17 protein-coding genes are annotated in these 14,853 nt (G+C 55.3%); 8 read left to right on the top strand and 9 right to left on the bottom strand.

The window, feature by feature from the left end; all coding sequences use genetic code 11:
• Positions 1-21: 21 nt before the first annotated feature.
• The gene (lepB, locus tag EDC27_RS01505; RefSeq protein ID WP_123288848.1) at positions 22-687 is read right to left on the bottom strand and encodes a signal peptidase I; all 666 of its coding nucleotides are present in this window, start codon (positions 685-687) and stop codon (positions 22-24) included.
• Between the two features lie 127 nt (positions 688-814).
• Between lepB and pilM the strand changes: the two genes are divergently transcribed.
• From pilM to EDC27_RS01480, 5 genes are all read left to right on the top strand, one after another.
• The gene (gene pilM, locus EDC27_RS01500) at positions 815-1,870 is read left to right on the top strand and encodes a type IV pilus assembly protein PilM (RefSeq protein WP_123288847.1); all 1,056 of its coding nucleotides are present in this window, start codon (positions 815-817) and stop codon (positions 1,868-1,870) included.
• Positions 1,867-2,520, top strand: coding sequence for a PilN domain-containing protein (locus EDC27_RS01495; RefSeq protein WP_123288846.1), 654 nt, complete (start codon positions 1,867-1,869; stop codon positions 2,518-2,520). Before pilM ends, EDC27_RS01495 begins: the two co-directional genes overlap by 4 nt.
• A 16-nt stretch (positions 2,521-2,536) precedes the next feature.
• Positions 2,537-3,148, top strand: a complete 612-nt coding sequence (locus EDC27_RS01490; protein WP_123288845.1) for a type IV pilus inner membrane component PilO — start codon at positions 2,537-2,539, stop codon at positions 3,146-3,148.
• Between the two features lie 88 nt (positions 3,149-3,236).
• Positions 3,237-5,066 carry a type IV pilus secretin PilQ gene (locus tag EDC27_RS01485; protein WP_123288844.1) on the top strand — a complete coding sequence of 610 codons (1,830 nt, stop codon included), beginning with the start codon at positions 3,237-3,239 and terminating at the stop codon, positions 5,064-5,066.
• A 99-nt stretch (positions 5,067-5,165) separates the two neighbouring features.
• The gene (locus tag EDC27_RS01480) at positions 5,166-5,807 is read left to right on the top strand and encodes a L,D-transpeptidase family protein (protein WP_245994148.1); all 642 of its coding nucleotides are present in this window, start codon (positions 5,166-5,168) and stop codon (positions 5,805-5,807) included.
• A 108-nt stretch (positions 5,808-5,915) separates the two neighbouring features.
• On the opposite strand, the gene EDC27_RS01475 is transcribed toward EDC27_RS01480, so the two are convergent.
• Entirely contained in the window at positions 5,916-6,311 is a 396-nt protein-coding gene (locus EDC27_RS01475; protein ID WP_123288843.1) for a hypothetical protein, read from the bottom strand.
• A 193-nt stretch (positions 6,312-6,504) separates the two neighbouring features.
• On the opposite strand from EDC27_RS01475, the gene EDC27_RS01470 reads away from it, so the two are divergent.
• Together EDC27_RS01470 and EDC27_RS01465 are read left to right on the top strand one after the other, a co-directional pair.
• Positions 6,505-7,101 carry a 2-oxoacid:acceptor oxidoreductase family protein gene (locus tag EDC27_RS01470; protein ID WP_123288842.1) on the top strand — a complete coding sequence of 199 codons (597 nt, stop codon included), beginning with the start codon at positions 6,505-6,507 and terminating at the stop codon, positions 7,099-7,101.
• 48 nt (positions 7,102-7,149) lie between these two features.
• Positions 7,150-7,437 (top strand): 4Fe-4S binding protein, encoded by a 288-nt coding sequence (locus tag EDC27_RS01465; RefSeq protein WP_123288841.1) that lies wholly within the window; start codon positions 7,150-7,152, stop codon positions 7,435-7,437.
• Positions 7,438-7,445: 8 nt separating this feature from the next.
• Here the strand turns inward: EDC27_RS01465 and EDC27_RS01460 are convergent, their stop codons facing one another.
• Positions 7,446-8,204 carry a methyltransferase domain-containing protein gene (locus EDC27_RS01460; RefSeq protein WP_123288840.1) on the bottom strand — a complete coding sequence of 253 codons (759 nt, stop codon included), beginning with the start codon at positions 8,202-8,204 and terminating at the stop codon, positions 7,446-7,448.
• A 99-nt stretch (positions 8,205-8,303) separates the two neighbouring features.
• On the opposite strand from EDC27_RS01460, the gene EDC27_RS01455 reads away from it, so the two are divergent.
• Positions 8,304-8,591 (top strand): antibiotic biosynthesis monooxygenase family protein, encoded by a 288-nt coding sequence (locus tag EDC27_RS01455; protein ID WP_123288839.1) that lies wholly within the window; start codon positions 8,304-8,306, stop codon positions 8,589-8,591.
• On the opposite strand, the gene EDC27_RS01450 is transcribed toward EDC27_RS01455, so the two are convergent.
• The 6 genes from EDC27_RS01450 to glmM are packed head-to-tail and all read right to left on the bottom strand — an operon-like array spanning position 8,582 to position 14,845.
• Positions 8,582-9,148 (bottom strand): epoxyqueuosine reductase QueH, encoded by a 567-nt coding sequence (locus EDC27_RS01450; RefSeq protein WP_123288838.1) that lies wholly within the window; start codon positions 9,146-9,148, stop codon positions 8,582-8,584. The genes EDC27_RS01455 and EDC27_RS01450 overlap by 10 nt on opposite strands.
• Positions 9,145-10,632, bottom strand: a complete 1,488-nt coding sequence (locus EDC27_RS01445) for a UDP-N-acetylmuramate--L-alanine ligase (protein WP_245994204.1) — start codon at positions 10,630-10,632, stop codon at positions 9,145-9,147. Before EDC27_RS01445 ends, EDC27_RS01450 begins: the two co-directional genes overlap by 4 nt.
• Before the next feature lie 5 nt (positions 10,633-10,637).
• The gene (locus EDC27_RS01440; RefSeq protein ID WP_123288836.1) at positions 10,638-11,744 is read right to left on the bottom strand and encodes a serine hydrolase domain-containing protein; all 1,107 of its coding nucleotides are present in this window, start codon (positions 11,742-11,744) and stop codon (positions 10,638-10,640) included.
• Positions 11,741-12,679: a S66 peptidase family protein gene (locus EDC27_RS01435; protein ID WP_123288835.1), complete on the bottom strand. Its 939-nt coding sequence runs from the start codon at positions 12,677-12,679 to the stop codon at positions 11,741-11,743. Before EDC27_RS01435 ends, EDC27_RS01440 begins: the two co-directional genes overlap by 4 nt.
• Positions 12,680-12,681: 2 nt before the next feature.
• Entirely contained in the window at positions 12,682-13,452 is a 771-nt protein-coding gene (locus tag EDC27_RS01430) for a type III pantothenate kinase (protein WP_123288834.1), read from the bottom strand.
• Between the two features lie 34 nt (positions 13,453-13,486).
• A complete protein-coding gene (gene glmM, locus EDC27_RS01425) occupies positions 13,487-14,845 on the bottom strand; it encodes a phosphoglucosamine mutase (protein WP_123288833.1) in 1,359 nt (452 codons plus the stop codon).
• Positions 14,846-14,853: the final 8 nt, after the last annotated feature.

Here is a 14,853-nt window from a genome sequence, read left to right as displayed (position 1 = left end):
CAATGACTGACCGTGGGCTTTCTATCGGACAAGATGTCCCAGTCGATTCCAGCGAAGGAAACTTCGGTCAGGATCAAGAGTGAACTGCCCGTTTTTGTTCCAAGACCAATAAATGACAAAGGCTTTTCCCTTGACCACCGATGCGTCCACGAAGCCCCAAAACCGGCTGTCGTAGCTTTCGTCTCGGTTGTCCCCCATGACAAAATAGCTATGTTCGGGAACCACCAGCGGCCCCAAGTTATCTCGAGGACTCACAGATGCGGGCAAGATTCTGGTGTCCGTGAAACGAACGTAGGGTTCCTGCAGAGGTTTTTCGTTGATAAAAACGGTTTTGTCCTTTATGAGAATCACATCCCCTGGGACGGCAATGACCCTTTTGATAAAGTCTTTGGATGGGTCCTGGGGGTACTTAAAGACGATGATATCCCCTCGGCGGGGGTGATCCCAGTCGATGAGGTTCCTATCCACGATGGGCAGTTTGATGCCATAGCGGAATTTGCTCACGAGGATGTGGTCCCCGATGAGCAGTGTGGTCATCATGGATCCCGAGGGAATCTTGAAGGCCTGAACGATGAAAGCCCGAATGAAAAAAGCCAGAAGAACCGCAATTAGAATGGCTTCTGTGTATTCTCGAACGGTGCTCTTTTTTCTCGCTTTTGCGGATTCTGGTCCTGAAAAAGCACTCAATGCCGCCTCCGATTGTGCCGATATACCATGGAGAGATGCTTTCTGTTTGTGTGCCGGAAAGGCTTGATGGTAAATAACAAAAAACGGTGAGTGTCAACGCCAAAGTGTACAGGGGGCCGCGAGGCGCATGTTCCGAAAACAAAAAGCTTTGGTTGGCGTCGACGTGGGATCGTATGCCGTCAAGATGGTCGAGCTCGCCGAGGGAAAAGCCGGGCACAGGTTGGTGAACATAGGCATGGCTCTGATCCCCCGTGAAGCCGTCTCAGAAGGGCGCATTCAGCGGCCGGAAATGGTCGTCGAGACACTGCGCAAATTGGCCACGAATTTGAAAATCAAGCCGGGTCCCATTGCCGCCTCCATTTCAGGTTACGAAGTCATGATCAAGAAAATCGAAATGCCCACCATGACCGAAGAAGATTTGGGTGTTCGATTGCGCCAGGAAATTGCCCAGTATGTGCCGTATCAACTGGACGAAGTCAACGTGGACTACGAGATTCTAGATGTTTCTAAAAGTCGCGCAAAGTTCATGGATGTGCTTCTCGTGGCCGCCAAAAAGGAGGCGGTGTCTGCCTATGTCGCGATGCTGCGCACGGCGGGTTTTGATCCCGTGGTCATCGATGTGGACTATTTTGCCTTGAGCAACGCCTTTGAGGCGACGTACGGAATTTTTGCCGACGAAAACATCGCCTTGATGGATATCGGCGCGTCCAAGACCACAATGACCATCGTACAGGCGGGACGCCCTCTTTTCACAAGAGACGTGACCTTCGGGGGATACAGCATCACCCATCGTATAGCCCAGGAACTTGAGACGCCGGAGGACAACGCCGAGCGCATCAAGCTGGGACTGGGTATCGAAAATGTGGATCGAGCCCGACTGGAAAAGGCTTTTGTGGAGACGCTCACCGAATGGACCACGGACGTCAAGAGAGCTCTGGACTTTTTCTTCAGCCATTTCCCCGAAGCCAAACTGCACAAGATTTACCTAAGCGGTGGGTCGGCTAGAATTTCCGGCCTGGAAAAATTCGTGGAGGCCGAATTGGGGGTTCCCAGCGAGGTGTGCAACCCCTTGCAGCACCTGGAGGTGGATGCGGGTCGGTTTGATGCGTCCTACCTGGAACAGATCGGCCCTCAGATGACCATCGGCCTTGGACTCGCACTCAGGAGAGCAGGGGACAAATGATCCGCATCAACCTTCTGCCTGCGGAAAAAAAGCCGATTCGAACCACTGCCCGCCAGTACCTGATCGGCTACGTGCTGTGTGTGGTGGTGACGGGGTTGGCCATTGCGTTTCTATGGTCCAACCAAACCCGCACCATCGAGACCCTGCAGCGCAGAGAGTCGGAACTCAAGGCAGAGGCCGCCAAGTACGCCAAGTACGAAAAGATTCTTCAGGACCTCACAAAGCAAAAGGAAATTATTGAGAAGAAAAAAGAAATCATTCAAGGCCTTGAAAAGGACAGGGACCGAATGGCTCGAGTCCTGGCTCTTTTGAGCCTGTGGGTTCCGGTGGATAAGGTGTGGTTCGAGACGGTGACGATCACTGGTGATAAGGTCGACGTTGCCGGAATTGCTTTGAGCAATGAGAGTGTGGCGGAGTTCATGAGAAATCTCGAGGAATCCCCCTTTGTGATGCGCGGCAGTGTGGTGTTGGCCCATTCGAGGCAGACGTCCGTGGGGCAGCGCAAGCTCAGGGAATATCGGTTGACGTGGAGGATGGTGCCCTATTCGCGCGTCAAGGAATCCCTGGCGCACAAGGACAAGGGCCAGGGTTCAGAGGAAGCGCAGAAGCCTTCGCCACAGACGACGTTTCAGGCAAAGCCTCAAGGCTGAGCCTTCGGAGTCCGGCATGAAAAAGGTGTCTTTTCCCATAGAAACCATCGAGGCAAAGGTTGACGAACTGCCTGTGGTCCAGCGCGTGCTGGTGCTCGTTATCACGGTGTTGGCCCTGGCCGCGGCCTTCTATTATTTCCAGTATGCCCCTCAAAACAAGCGCATGCAGCAGCTTCGGGCCAGCATTCAAAGTCAAGAAAAGCGCCTGGCCACTCTAAAAAAATACGCTTCGGAATCCGAAAAACTGGCGCAAGAAGTGCGCAAAGCGGAAGAAGAATTTGCCAGCATGCTCAAGGTGCTTCCTGACCAGAGGGAGATTCCGGCACTGTTAGAGACGGTCTCACAGATCGGGGCCCAAGAAGGTCTGGAAAATTTGCTGTTTCAGCCTCTGCCCGAAGTCCCGCACGAATTCCACGCGACGATTCCCGTGCGTTTGGATCTCGTGGGGCGCTACCATCAACTGGGGTTGTTTCTTGACAGAATCAGTCGATTGGGGCGCATCATTCAGGTGGACAATTTGGCTTTGAAGCGGCGTAATGATTCTTCGGTTCAGGTTTCCTGTCAATTTTCCACATACAGGTTCTTGGAAGAGCATGAGAGAAAGAAACCGGCAGCCAAGAAGAAATGATACCGAGGGAAGGTAGGTGGTCCAAGGCCCACGGTGGAGGTGAGGGCGAGCGGATCGGCTGAAGACTCAAAAGATAGGACGGGGGATCATGAAGCTTTGGAATTGCTCGAGTCGTCTCATCAGGACCGTTGCCGCCTTTATGGTCACCACCGTGTTCCTGGTGAGCGGGGCGGTGGCCCAAGCTCCGACGGCGGCGTCCTCCCCAGCGCAAGCTCCCGCCTCGGATGGGGACAGAGTCAGGGTTTTTGGAGTACAGGCCGAAGATTTTCCGGATCGCACAGAGGTCGTGGTGATCACCAATAAGCCTCCTCTTCATCATCGCACCGTGCGGCAGGGAGACGCAGGTTTTTCCATCGTCTTGGAAGGCGTGGAGACCTCCCTGGGATTCGGAACTGTCCCCACGGCATCCAAGCGCGTTGGTTCCATGAAGGTGACAACGGATGGTCGAGGCGGGTTTTTCATTTCCGGCCGAATGGCCTCAGGCCTGGAAAGACTGGAAAGCGCCATCCAGGGGGACCGTTTGGTGGTGCGCCTCTACCCGTTAGAGGCTTTGGGGAAAACGCCCTCGAAAGCGGCTGTGAGCTCGAGGGTAACTCGGCAGCACGCGTCATCATTTGAAGCGGGAACGCATTCCGTAAGTGCCGGCGCTTGGCCTGCAGGGATGGATTCCAGTGGAGCCCTATTTGAAAAAACTTACCGGGGCAAGCCCATCAGTTTGGATCTGCAGGATGCCGATCTCAGCAACGTGCTTCGGCTTCTGGCCGATGTGAGCGGCATGAACATCGTGGTGGAACCGGATGTCAGCGGCAAGGTAACGCTGAAGGTGGAAAATATTCCATGGGACCAGGTCCTGGACATGGTCCTGATGATGAACCGGCTGGGTCATGAAGAAGTCGGCGGCGTCATTCGCATTGCCAAGCAAGAAAAACTCAAGCAGGAAATGAAAGAGCGCGAAGAGCGGCTCAAGATCGAACAGCAGTTGCTGCGAACCCAAAAGGATCTTGGGGAACTGGACACGGCTTACCTGCAGATCAACTACGCCAATCCCGCGGAAATTGCTGCAAAGATTTCCGAAATCAAGAGTGACGATGGGAAGATCAGTGTGGATCAACGCACCGGAATCATTTTGTACACCGATTATCCGGCCCGCATCGCTGCGGCCCGGGGGATCATCGGACGTCTTGACATTCCCACCAAACAAGTGCTTATTGAAGCACGCATCGTACAGCTCAACACCACGGCATCGCGGGACCTGGGCGTGCAATGGGGATTTTCGTTAACTAAAACAACCGACCATCAAGTGGACACGCGCTACGCCGTGAACCACCCCGTGACCGCCACATCCACAGCGAGCCTCACTGTGGGAAAACTTGTGGGCACCACTTTGTGGAACCTGGACTTGCGCCTCCTTGCCGCCGAACAAGCGGGACGGGGAAAAATCATTTCGGCGCCTCGCGTTCTGACCATGAACCACGTGAAGGCCACCATTTCTCAGGGAACTCAGATTCCCTACCAGGCACAAAGCCAAGATGGTATTTCCACGGAGTTCAAGGACGCCACCCTGGAGTTGGCCGTCACACCTCATGTGACCCCCGATGGGCGCATTCGGCTGCAAATACAAGCCAAGAAAGAGGCTCCCAATTTCACGCAGGTCATCCCAGGCCAACCTCCGGCCATCGACAGTCGCAAGGTGGACACGGAATTGCTGGTGGATGACGGAGCCACGGTGGTTATTGGCGGCATCATCGAAGAAAATGAGTCCGATTCGGAGAGTCGAACGCCCGGCGTTCACAAAGTGCCTGTGCTAGGGCATTTGTTCAAGTCCAAGTCTGTACGCATGGAAAAGAACGAACTGCTGATTTTCATCAACCCCCAGATCGTCGATGTGTCCAGCGGCACGGTGCGGGCTGGATCCTGAGGCGCAAGGGAGTTAAAGGGGGACAGGGTCGTCACGATGAAAAGGTCCCTGAGGGTAGGTAGGCTGCGCTGCACCGAAGCAAAGCGTCATGGATCTTGGATGCTTTGGCTGTGGTTGGCTATGGTAGCGGCTGGGTGCACCTTTCAGAGTCCGTCACCTCAGGGACAGTTGGAAAGCACGAGCGCTCAGGAAGTGGATAAGACGGCCCAGGAGCGCTCTCGGCCCTTTGAAGATCTCAAGCCTGTGCGCATCGACTATCTTAGACCCACCGAGGAAGTGCGATCGGCCGAGCTTTACATCTACAAGGACAAACGGCGCTTGTATGTGATGGATGGCGATGTCCTGGTCCGCAATTATCCCATCGGCTTAGGCAAGAACCCAAAAGGGGACAAGAAGTGTGAAGGCGATGGAAGGACACCGGAAGGCAGCTTTTTTATCTGCTTCAAGAATCCGCGAAGCCGATTCTTCAAATCCCTGGCCCTGTCCTATCCCTCGCAGCGACATGCCGAACAAGCCTTTGCGGCGGGTTTGATTTCTCCGACTCAGTATCGTGACATTATCTTGGCCCTGGACCGACTATTGCAACCACCGTGGGACACACCCCTCGGAGGAGGAATTTACATCCACGGGGGAGGGGCTCACGGGGATTGGACGGACGGATGTATCGCCCTCTACAACAGTGACATGAGCGAAATATATCAGATGGCCCGTCTAGGCACACGGGTCGAGGTGCGCCCTTAGCTGACGAAGGGGGTCACATCTTGACTTATTCCACAGGGATCGCATTGAGCCACCCTCCCGCCCAATGTTGGACTTCGCCTCCGTGACACCTTTCAACGGCGGAGCCGCTCATGACCACCATCGACGCCGCTCTTCCCATTCCCGAAAAGCTTTGGCCACCACCATGGAAGCAAAACGGGGACTGGCTAAATAATTTCGGTTCGTCTTCAGAAAATCTTCCTTCAAGGTTTGAAAGACGCGGTCTTTTTCCTTTTCGTCGATGAAATGGCGAGCCTTGTGATGCCGGAAAAGAAAAGGATTTCCCTGTTCCTGAACAAATCGGTCCACCAGGGCCTTGTCGGGGCTAAGCTTTTCACACACCTCCGGAGTCAAAGGCACCGGAATTTCCATCATGGCTTCCACGTACCAGCGATCTCCCGCCAACTTTCTGGACCGATCATAGATACGCAATTCGAGATTGTTGGGAAGGATCAAGGTTTCCATGGGTTCCTGTCTTGTGTCCATCTCCTTCGCCTCCTTGGGCATGCCTGATGCGCGCTTTCATTTACAGTAAGTGTGGGCCTTGTGACAAGAACCAAAGACCTTTTGAACATGGCGAGGGATTGACCTGTGGTGAGAAAGAAAGTAAGAGAACGCGGCGTGCCGAATAGACACCGAGGAAAGGCCGTGAGTCAGAAGAAATGCCGAGGATGAGATCATGAGCAAAAGAAAAAATATTCAAGTCCGGTGGCACGGGCGAGGGGGCCAGGGAGCTGTCACGGCTGCCATGATTCTTGCGGAGGCGGCTTTTGAAGAGGGTTACCGGGGTGTGACGGCAGCGCCTTTTTTCGGGGCCGAAAGGCGAGGCGCTCCGGTCATTGCGACCAATCGCTTTTCGTGGAGGCCAATCCGCACCTATTCTCTGGTTGTGCAGCCGGACATCGTGGTGGTGCTGGATGAAACCCTTCTGGACGTCGTGGATGTGACGGCGGGGCTAGCGTCCGAGGGCCTCGTGTTGATTAATACCGCGAAGAAACCCGAAGATTTTCAATTTCGCCATGCCTTTACGGTGGCCACGACCAACGCCGAAGCCTGTGCTCAAGAAGCGGGGCTCATGGTTTCGGGAGCGGTCATTTCCAACACGGCCATCCTGGGTGGATTTGCCAGGGCTTCGGGCTTGGTGAGCCTGGAGAGTCTGGAGAAAGCGCTGGCGCATCATTTTCACGGAGAAGCTTTGGAACGCAATCGACAGGGGGCTCGGCTGGCCCATGAAAGGACGAACATTCTTGGAGAATGCCGCCTGGAATGCGCATAAAACGCGGCCCTTACGACCCTCTGCGAGATTGAAAGGATAAAAGACACCATGGTGGAGCCTCGAAAAGACCCGTATACTTACGCCCATTCTTCCGCCTGTGAAGGCGAAGGGGGGTGCACCGGAGATTGGCGCTCCGAAAGACCCGTCATTGATCCGGAAAAGTGCACGCCCACAAAAAACCAAAAGCCTTCTTGCTTCTTGTGCTGGCTGTACTGTCCTGAAGGAGTCATATCCAGGAGTATTCCGGTGAAGATCCATTATGAGTACTGCAAGGGATGCGGCATTTGTGCGGAGGAATGCCCGACTCGCGCCATTCGCATGGAGCCTGAGGCGTAAGGAGAGGGTTACGAAATCTTGCGCGCGCGAACAATTGCCCGCCACAAGGGGTCCACTTCGCAGTCCTTGCGCAGGATTTCTGCGCCCGCAAAACCTGTGGTGTGCAGGATGTCGAAGAGCTCTTGTTCTTCCATCGATCCGTTGACACACCACAGCCAGCCTTCCATGGCCGATCCCCACTCCTGTGGAAGAGGGCCCGTTCGAACCAAATCTGCCAGCAAAAGGGTACCTCGGTTTTTCAAGACCCTGAAGACTTCCTTCAACAGAAGGTCCTTGCACTCGAAAAGATTGAAAACTCCGTTCATGAGCACCAGATCGAACACCGCGTCGGAAAACGGTATGGCGTCCGCATCGGCCTGAACCCAAAAGATGTGAGCCCTTGGGCCGTGGGCGGCTAGGGCCGCCTCCATAAGGCTCTTGCCGCACGTCAAGGCTTCGTGGGCGATGTCCACGTTGACCACGGTGCCGTCTCGCATGGCCATTCCCAAAACCACAAAGAAGGCGTCCAGCCCTACTCCGGAGCCCAAGTTCAGGATTTTGGGTGCCCTCTGCCCTTCGAAGGCAATCCAGGGCACCGGGTTACCGCAGGGGAAAAAGCGGGCCCATAAGGCTTCCGGCACGAGCCGGGTGAGGCAGGGGTCATAGCCGAGAGCGCAAGCCAGGTCTTTGCCTTGCACGATGGGCAGGTCGCGGCTGGTCCCATTGCTGTAAAGCCGCCGGTATGCGTCTCGAATATAATTTTTAATGTTTTGTGTGGATTCGACCATGAGTCATTTATTGCCCGTTGTTATTGATTTGTTCCCATGCTAAAAAGAAGTAATAGAAGGCACTGGCGCAGTGTCTCAAGAGCACAGGGGGGAGAAAAGATGGCCGTACGAGTGATTATCGAACGCGTGGTGGACCCGGATAGGGAATTGGTTCTGCAACACAAATTGGTCGAACTTCGCGCCAAGGCGATGCAGAGTAGAGGGTACATTTCAGGAGAAACGCTGCGCTCCGTCAATAATCCGCAAAAATTCCTCGTCATCAGCACCTGGGCCAGTTTGAACGATTGGAAATCCTGGGAAAACAATCCGGAACGGAAGCGCTTGCAAAAAGAAATCGATGTGCTGCTGAAAGCTCCGGCAAACGTGGAAATCTACGCCTACGCCTGACGGTTTTTGGGCTTGGGCAAAAACCGATCCCGTTCACTGTACACGCAGCCGCAGTATTGCTGTCGGTACAGTCCCATGGCAATGGCTTTGTGCTGCCCTTCGGCCCATCCTTTTCGAAAATCCTCGTACACGAACGGGATCGAAAAGGCGGAGGCGGCCTCTTCACCAATTTGGCGCACGAGGTCGTGATTTTGTCGTTTGCTGTACAGAAGTGTCGTCGTAAAGGCATCGAAACCGCTCTTTTTGGCAAGTCGCGCCGCCGTTTCGATCCGTCGGCTATAACAATATAGGCATCGGCGGTTTTCTCGAAAGGCGGTCTGACGAAAAAATTCCTCCAGTTCGTAGTCCTCCCGCACAATCATGGGGACCTCAAAGGTGGTGGCGACCGTGCGGGCCGCTTCGAGCCGCCGTTGCCATTCCTGGTACGGCTGAATGTGCGGGTTGTAAAAAAAGGTGTGCGTTTTCCATCCTGAGGCGATAAGGACCTCCAGTGGAAAAAGAAGGCAGGGGCCACAACATGCGTGGACTAAAATCCTTTTTCTATCTTGTGCTCTCATGAGGCGTGCCTCCCACTTTTCCGCCTGTTTTCAATCCTTTTTTGCATCAGAACCTTTTGTTCCCGTGCCTGCAAGGCTTGACAAAGTTCCATGGGTAGCCCGTCCATGCTGCCGTTGCTCATGAGAAGGACCACATCCTTCGGCTCGATATGTTCCAGCAATGACGGCAGGACGGGTTTGCCTTCCACGAAGAGATGGGCCGGTGCGCTGCGTTCTTGAATGTCCTTGACCAGTTGTTCCGTGTCGAGCCGTTCCTCGACCGCTATGGAGTGAAATCCTTTGGGTTCCTTGATGCCCACCCAAGAGGCCCCGTGAAAAGCGTTGGCGTATTCGTGCTGGAAAAAACGGCGGCGGCTGGAGTTTGTGCGAGGTTCAAAGAGGGCGAGCAGGCGTCGGTGGGGGTAGAATGCTTTCACCGCCTGAATGGTCTCTTTCACCGCGGTGGGATGATGGGCGAAATCGTCCAGCACAACAATTTCGTTGGATTGATAGATGACTTCCTGGCGTCTTTTCATGCCGCCAAAACGGTCCACCGCCTTGAGAAGAGTTTCCGTGGGAACGTTCAAGAGCCGGCAGACCGCCATGGCGGCGATGGTGTTCAAGGCGTTGTGTCGTCCCGGCAGCGGTGAGGTGACCCGATGTGGAGCGCCGTCCGGGGACCGGGCGGTGAAGACCACGGCTCCATTTTGGGTGGCACAGTCCACCAGGCGCCATTGGCATCGAGAAGAGGTGCCGTAGGTGATGACCGTTCCGGGGCACAGGGCCGCGAGTTCGGCACACCGAGGGTCGTCGCCATGGATCACCAGGTACCCGTCCGCGGGAATGAGCCGGCTTAGGGCTCGAAACGCGTCCATGACATGCTCCAGGTCTCGATAAATGTCCGCATGGTCAAATTCGATGCCGGTCACCACGGCGAGCCACGGCTTGTAACGCAGAAATTTGGCGTGCTTGTCAAAAAAGGCCGTGTCGTATTCATCACCTTCCAGCACCATGAAAGGCCCTTCGCCGATCCGATAACTTCGGCGCCAGGTCCGAACAAAGCCGCCCACAAAGACTGTGGGGTCCAGATCGGCTTGTTCCAGAATCCAACCCAGCAGGCCGGCCGTAGTGGTCTTGCCGTGGGTTCCGCACACCACGAGATTTTTTCGACCTGGAAAGAAAAAGTGGTCCAGGGCCTGGGGCATCGACCACAAAGGAAGTCCCAATTCCTTAGCTCGCTGCGCCTCTGGATTATCCCTTCGAATTACATTGCCCACGATGGCGACCTGAGGCTTTGCCTGCTCTAGATTTTGCGGGTTCCAACCGGAGAGGACGGGAATGCCCTTCTCGGCCAGAAAGGTGCTCATGGGCGGATACACCTGGGTGTCTGAGCCCAACACCTCATAGCCTGAGTCTTTCAGCATGGCGGCCAAGGTTCCCATGGCGATGCCGCAGATGCCCATGAAGTACAATCGAGTCCGCCGCTGGAGGTCGGCCGATGTCATGCTCTTCACGCAAACCCTCCTTCATAGAACCATGAAGACGCCCCCTCCACCCCAAGCACAGATTCCATCACGGTATCGTGGAAAAGGGGGCGAAAGCTTCGAATACGGTCGTCGTGGCGGTCAGGGTGAACGCGATTGGTCAAAAGGATGACCGTGATGTGTTGATCCAGGTCGATCCAAAAAGATGTTCCTGTAAAGCCCAGGTGGCCAATGGTTTGTGGAGAAAAGTACCGTCCCGCACTGGAACCATGAGCGTTTGGGACATCAAAACCAAGACGCCATTGCGGCTCGAAAAGGTCCTTAAGCTTTTGACTCCATTGCCAAATATCCCATGCGGTGCCGAAGAGTCCCGCATGGCCTGCCACCCCGTTAAGGCAATAGGCGTTTTCGTCATGCACTTCTCCCTGAAGCAGGCGGCCTCGCCATGGGCAATGTTCCGTGGCCACGCACACGTCGTGGGGCTCCGTATCTCGGGTGGATGCCTCAGGCAGGTGGTCGGTGGCCGAAAAGGCCATGAGCCGTCTGTATCCAAGGCGCCAAGACGTTTCATGGGATCGCAGACGTTGGTCGAATAGGATGTCCAGGGGCGATTCTGAAACCTCTTCCACAATCCATCCCAGCAACATGTAACCCAGATCCGTGTAGAGGCGTTGCGTGCCGGGCCGTGAAACCAGGGGTTCGCGCAAAATCCACTCCATGAGCGTGTCCTTGCGGCGCTCGGGACGCACGGCAATGAGTTCTCGAAAATAGGGCTTGTAGGCGGGAAGCCCGGACGTGTGGCACAGCAGCTGCTCCACGGTCAGCGTTCGTTTGTCTCTGGGAACGAACCGAAAAGGAAAAATGTGCTCCAAGGAATCTTCCAAAAGGATTCGGCCTTCTTTAACCAGCGCCATGACCAGGCTGGCTGTGGCAATGGGTTTGGTGAGAGAAGCCAGATCAAAGAGAGAGGATGGGGTGACCAAAGGAGCCTTCTGCCCAAAGAATGTGGTTCCATAGCACCGGGAAAAGACCACGGTGTCTCGGTGGCCCACGAGCACACTGGCTGCGGAAAAGACTCGCTCGGCTAAAGCCCTTTGCATAAGATCGACAAGGCGCTGTTCCAGGGGTTTCATGGCTCAAGGAAAGGGTTTTCAAGAAAGTAAAAGTTTTGGGCTTTGGTGTCCAAACACGATGAGGCCCCCAGTGGCAGGACGTGATTCCAGCGACCATGCCCAAAAGGCAGATCCATCACCACGGGGATTTGATAGGAAAGCACGTGTTCGCGAAAAAGGGTTCGAATTTCTGCGGGGTCACCGCAATCCACAAAGGAGCCGCAGATGACACCTCGGACCACTTCAAAGACACCGGCTTGCGCCAGATGGACCAGCATACGGTCGATACGGTAGGGTGGCTCGTTCTTGTCTTCAAGAAAAAGCAAGGCTCCTTCAAAGGTGGGGGCAAAGGGTGTTCCCAGAAGATGGGTGAGGCAAGTGAGGTTCCCCCCCACGAGGTGCCCGCAGGTTCGGCCGGGGTAAAGGACCTGGTCTGCTTCAAAGGACCAGGCAAAAGGCGTGCGCCCTTCCAAGAAGGCCAAGCTTTCCGAACAATCGCCGGGACGATCCACCCATTCCACGGCGTTGGGTCCGTGAAAAGTGATCCAACCGGCGCATGATTCCAAGGCGGCATGAAGAAAGGTCGCATCACTGTAGCCGAGGAAAATTTTACTCGCCTCAGGCATTTGAGAAAAGGCGAGGCGTGTGAGCAGCCGGCTGCATCCATAACCCCCTCGTAGGCAAAAGACGGCGTCGATCGAAGGGTCTGTCAGAGCCTGCCACAGGTCGTGGGCTCGATGGGCATCCTCTCCGGCCATGTATCGATAGCGATCACGAACATGGCTTCCGGGTCGAACGATGTATCCCAACGTTTCCAGACACGACTGGACGCGTTGCACCGTTCCTTCCGGAAAGGTGCCCGCCGGAGCCACCAGGGAAACCGTCATGCCCGGATGCAATCGCCGCGGTTTGCGCAAAGGGGCGGTGACGGCACGGCGAAAGCGCAACCCGTGCATGGTCAGCGTCGATTCCTTTCAAAAAGAATTTTCAGTCCCTTGAGCGTGAGGAAATCGTCGACTTTTTCTATGGCGGGGCATTCGCTGGCGATCAGAGGGGCCAAGCCTCCCGTGGCCACCACGGCGAGCGGTTTTTGAATTTCCCGTTTCATTCTGGCAATGATGCCTTCCACCAGACCCGCATACCCGTAGACGATGCCGGCGTTCATGGAGGCTATGGTATTCTTAGCCAGGATGGACTTGGGCTTGGCAAAGATTTCCACTCGAGGCAACTTGGACGCTTTTTGGAACAGAGCTTCACAGGAAATGAGAATACCCGGGCAGATCACCCCGCCCATGTATTCCCCGCGTTCCGACACGTAATCAAAGGTTGTGGCCGTGCCGAAATCCACGACGATTACGGCCGATCGAAAGGTTTCGTAGGCGGCCACTGCGTTGACAATCCGGTCGGCTCCCACTTCCTTGGGATTATCATATAGAATGGGCATGCCGGTGCGAATGCCGGGCCCCACCACGAGGGGTTCTGTCTCAAAGTATTTGTGGCAAAATCCCTCGATGTGGTTCAGCACAGGGGGTACAACACAGGAGACGATCACGTCGGTAATGACACTCAAAGGGAGGTCTTGAGTTTCGAGGAGGTTTTTCAGCAGAATGCCGTATTCGTCTTCGGTCATGTGGACTTCGGTGCGAATGCGCCAATCATGCACCAAAGCGTCTTCTTCAAAGAGGCCGAGCACCGTGTTGGTGTTGCCCACGTCCATGGCGAGAAGCATGGGTCTGTGATCTCCTGCGCACTCAAGGCCGTATCTAGGGGTGATGGAGGTGCTTTTCGATGAGCTGAGCCAAATCTTCCGCCAGTTCTTGAATCCGCTGTTCGTCTCGGCCTTCGATCATGATGCGAATGACGGGTTCGGTGCCGGAAGGACGAATGAGGCAGCGGCCATCGTTGCCCAGCAGCTTTTCTACGCGGGCTACCTGCGCCATGATTTCCGGAATCTCGTGAATATCCTTTTTTTGGGTGACCCTCACGTTCATGAGGGTTTGAGGGAATCGCTCCATAATGGTCTTAAGTTCCGAGAGGGGTTTGTCGGCTTCCATCATGACGGAGAGAACCTGCAGGGCGGAAAGAATGCCATCTCCCGTTGTGCTGTGATCCATAAAGACGATGTGGCCCGACTGTTCTCCGCCCAGATTGAGCTGGTCTTGGGTCATGCGTTCCACCACGTAGCGGTCACCCACGGGGGTTCGAACGAGGGAAATGCCCATGTTGCGCAGGGCCACCTCCAGGCCCATGTTGCTCATGACCGTGGCCACCACCGTTTGTTTACACAGCTTTCCTTTCTTAGCAAGGTGCTTGGCGCAAATGGCCATAACCTGGTCCCCGTCCAGAACTTCGCCCTTTTCATCGGCCAAAATGACGCGGTCCGCATCGCCGTCAAAGGCGATGCCCAGGTGCGCTTGGTGTTCCCGTACCAGGCGGGCCATGTTTTCCGGATGGAGCGAGCCACAGCCGTCGTTGATGTTCTTTCCGTTGGGCCGGTCGCCCGTGAGAATGACCTGAGCTCCCAGCTCCTCAAAAACGGAAGGGGCCACTCTGTAGGCGGCACCGTGGGCGCAGTCCAGGACAATGCGCAAGCCTTCCAAAGTTTGGTTTCGAGGAAAGGTGTTCTTCAGAAAAACGATGTAACGGCCCTGCGCATCGTCAATCCTTCGAGCACGGCCGATGTCGGCCACGTTCGGGCGCGGGAGCGAATCCACTTCGCCGTTCAGCACGAGGCGTTCAATTTCGTCTTCCACATGGTCGGGCAGCTTAAACCCGTTGCTGGCAAAAATCTTGATGCCGTTGTACTCATAAGGGTTGTGCGAAGCGGAAATGACGATGCCGGCATCGGCCCGCATGCTGGCCGTGATAAAGGCGATCCCCGGCGTCGGCAAAGGCCCCAGAAGAAGCACATCCACGCCCATGGCACAGATGCCCGCCGTCATGGCATTTTCGATCATATACCCGGAGAGGCGTGTGTCCTTGCCAATGACGATCTTAGGTCTACGGTGGCGGCTCTTGAAAAGATATGCCGCTCCAATGCCCACCTTCATGGCGATGTCGGTGGTCATGGGAAACTGATTGGCGATGCCTCGAATCCCATCGGTGCCGAAAAGTTTGCCCATGGGAACTC

Origin of the sequence: Desulfosoma caldarium (genome assembly GCF_003751385.1) — a bacterium.
Lineage (GTDB): Bacteria > Desulfobacterota > Syntrophobacteria > Syntrophobacterales > DSM-9756 > Desulfosoma > Desulfosoma caldarium.
The sequence above is the reverse complement of the archived record's forward strand: the minus strand, read 5'-3'. Positions and strand labels throughout refer to the sequence as shown.

Excerpts from the sequence above, each read along its gene's own strand:
- pilM (WP_123288847.1), top strand. The coding sequence starts at position 815 with ATGTTCCGAAAACAAAAAGCTTTGGTTGGCGTCGACGTGGGATCGTAT.
- EDC27_RS01495 (WP_123288846.1), top strand. The coding sequence starts at position 1,867 with ATGATCCGCATCAACCTTCTGCCTGCGGAAAAAAAGCCGATTCGAACC.
- EDC27_RS01490 (WP_123288845.1), top strand. The coding sequence starts at position 2,537 with ATGAAAAAGGTGTCTTTTCCCATAGAAACCATCGAGGCAAAGGTTGAC.
- EDC27_RS01485 (WP_123288844.1), top strand. The coding sequence starts at position 3,237 with ATGAAGCTTTGGAATTGCTCGAGTCGTCTCATCAGGACCGTTGCCGCC.
- EDC27_RS01480 (WP_245994148.1), top strand. The coding sequence starts at position 5,166 with ATGCTTTGGCTGTGGTTGGCTATGGTAGCGGCTGGGTGCACCTTTCAG.
- EDC27_RS01475 (WP_123288843.1), bottom strand. The coding sequence starts at position 6,311 with ATGGACACAAGACAGGAACCCATGGAAACCTTGATCCTTCCCAACAAT.
- EDC27_RS01470 (WP_123288842.1), top strand. The coding sequence starts at position 6,505 with ATGAGCAAAAGAAAAAATATTCAAGTCCGGTGGCACGGGCGAGGGGGC.
- EDC27_RS01465 (WP_123288841.1), top strand. The coding sequence starts at position 7,150 with ATGGTGGAGCCTCGAAAAGACCCGTATACTTACGCCCATTCTTCCGCC.
- EDC27_RS01460 (WP_123288840.1), bottom strand. The coding sequence starts at position 8,204 with ATGGTCGAATCCACACAAAACATTAAAAATTATATTCGAGACGCATAC.
- EDC27_RS01455 (WP_123288839.1), top strand. The coding sequence starts at position 8,304 with ATGGCCGTACGAGTGATTATCGAACGCGTGGTGGACCCGGATAGGGAA.
- EDC27_RS01450 (WP_123288838.1), bottom strand. The coding sequence starts at position 9,148 with ATGAGAGCACAAGATAGAAAAAGGATTTTAGTCCACGCATGTTGTGGC.
- EDC27_RS01445 (WP_245994204.1), bottom strand. The coding sequence starts at position 10,632 with ATGACATCGGCCGACCTCCAGCGGCGGACTCGATTGTACTTCATGGGC.
- EDC27_RS01440 (WP_123288836.1), bottom strand. The coding sequence starts at position 11,744 with ATGAAACCCCTGGAACAGCGCCTTGTCGATCTTATGCAAAGGGCTTTA.
- EDC27_RS01435 (WP_123288835.1), bottom strand. The coding sequence starts at position 12,679 with ATGCACGGGTTGCGCTTTCGCCGTGCCGTCACCGCCCCTTTGCGCAAA.
- EDC27_RS01430 (WP_123288834.1), bottom strand. The coding sequence starts at position 13,452 with ATGCTTCTCGCCATGGACGTGGGCAACACCAACACGGTGCTCGGCCTC.
- glmM (WP_123288833.1), bottom strand. The coding sequence starts at position 14,845 with ATGGGCAAACTTTTCGGCACCGATGGGATTCGAGGCATCGCCAATCAG.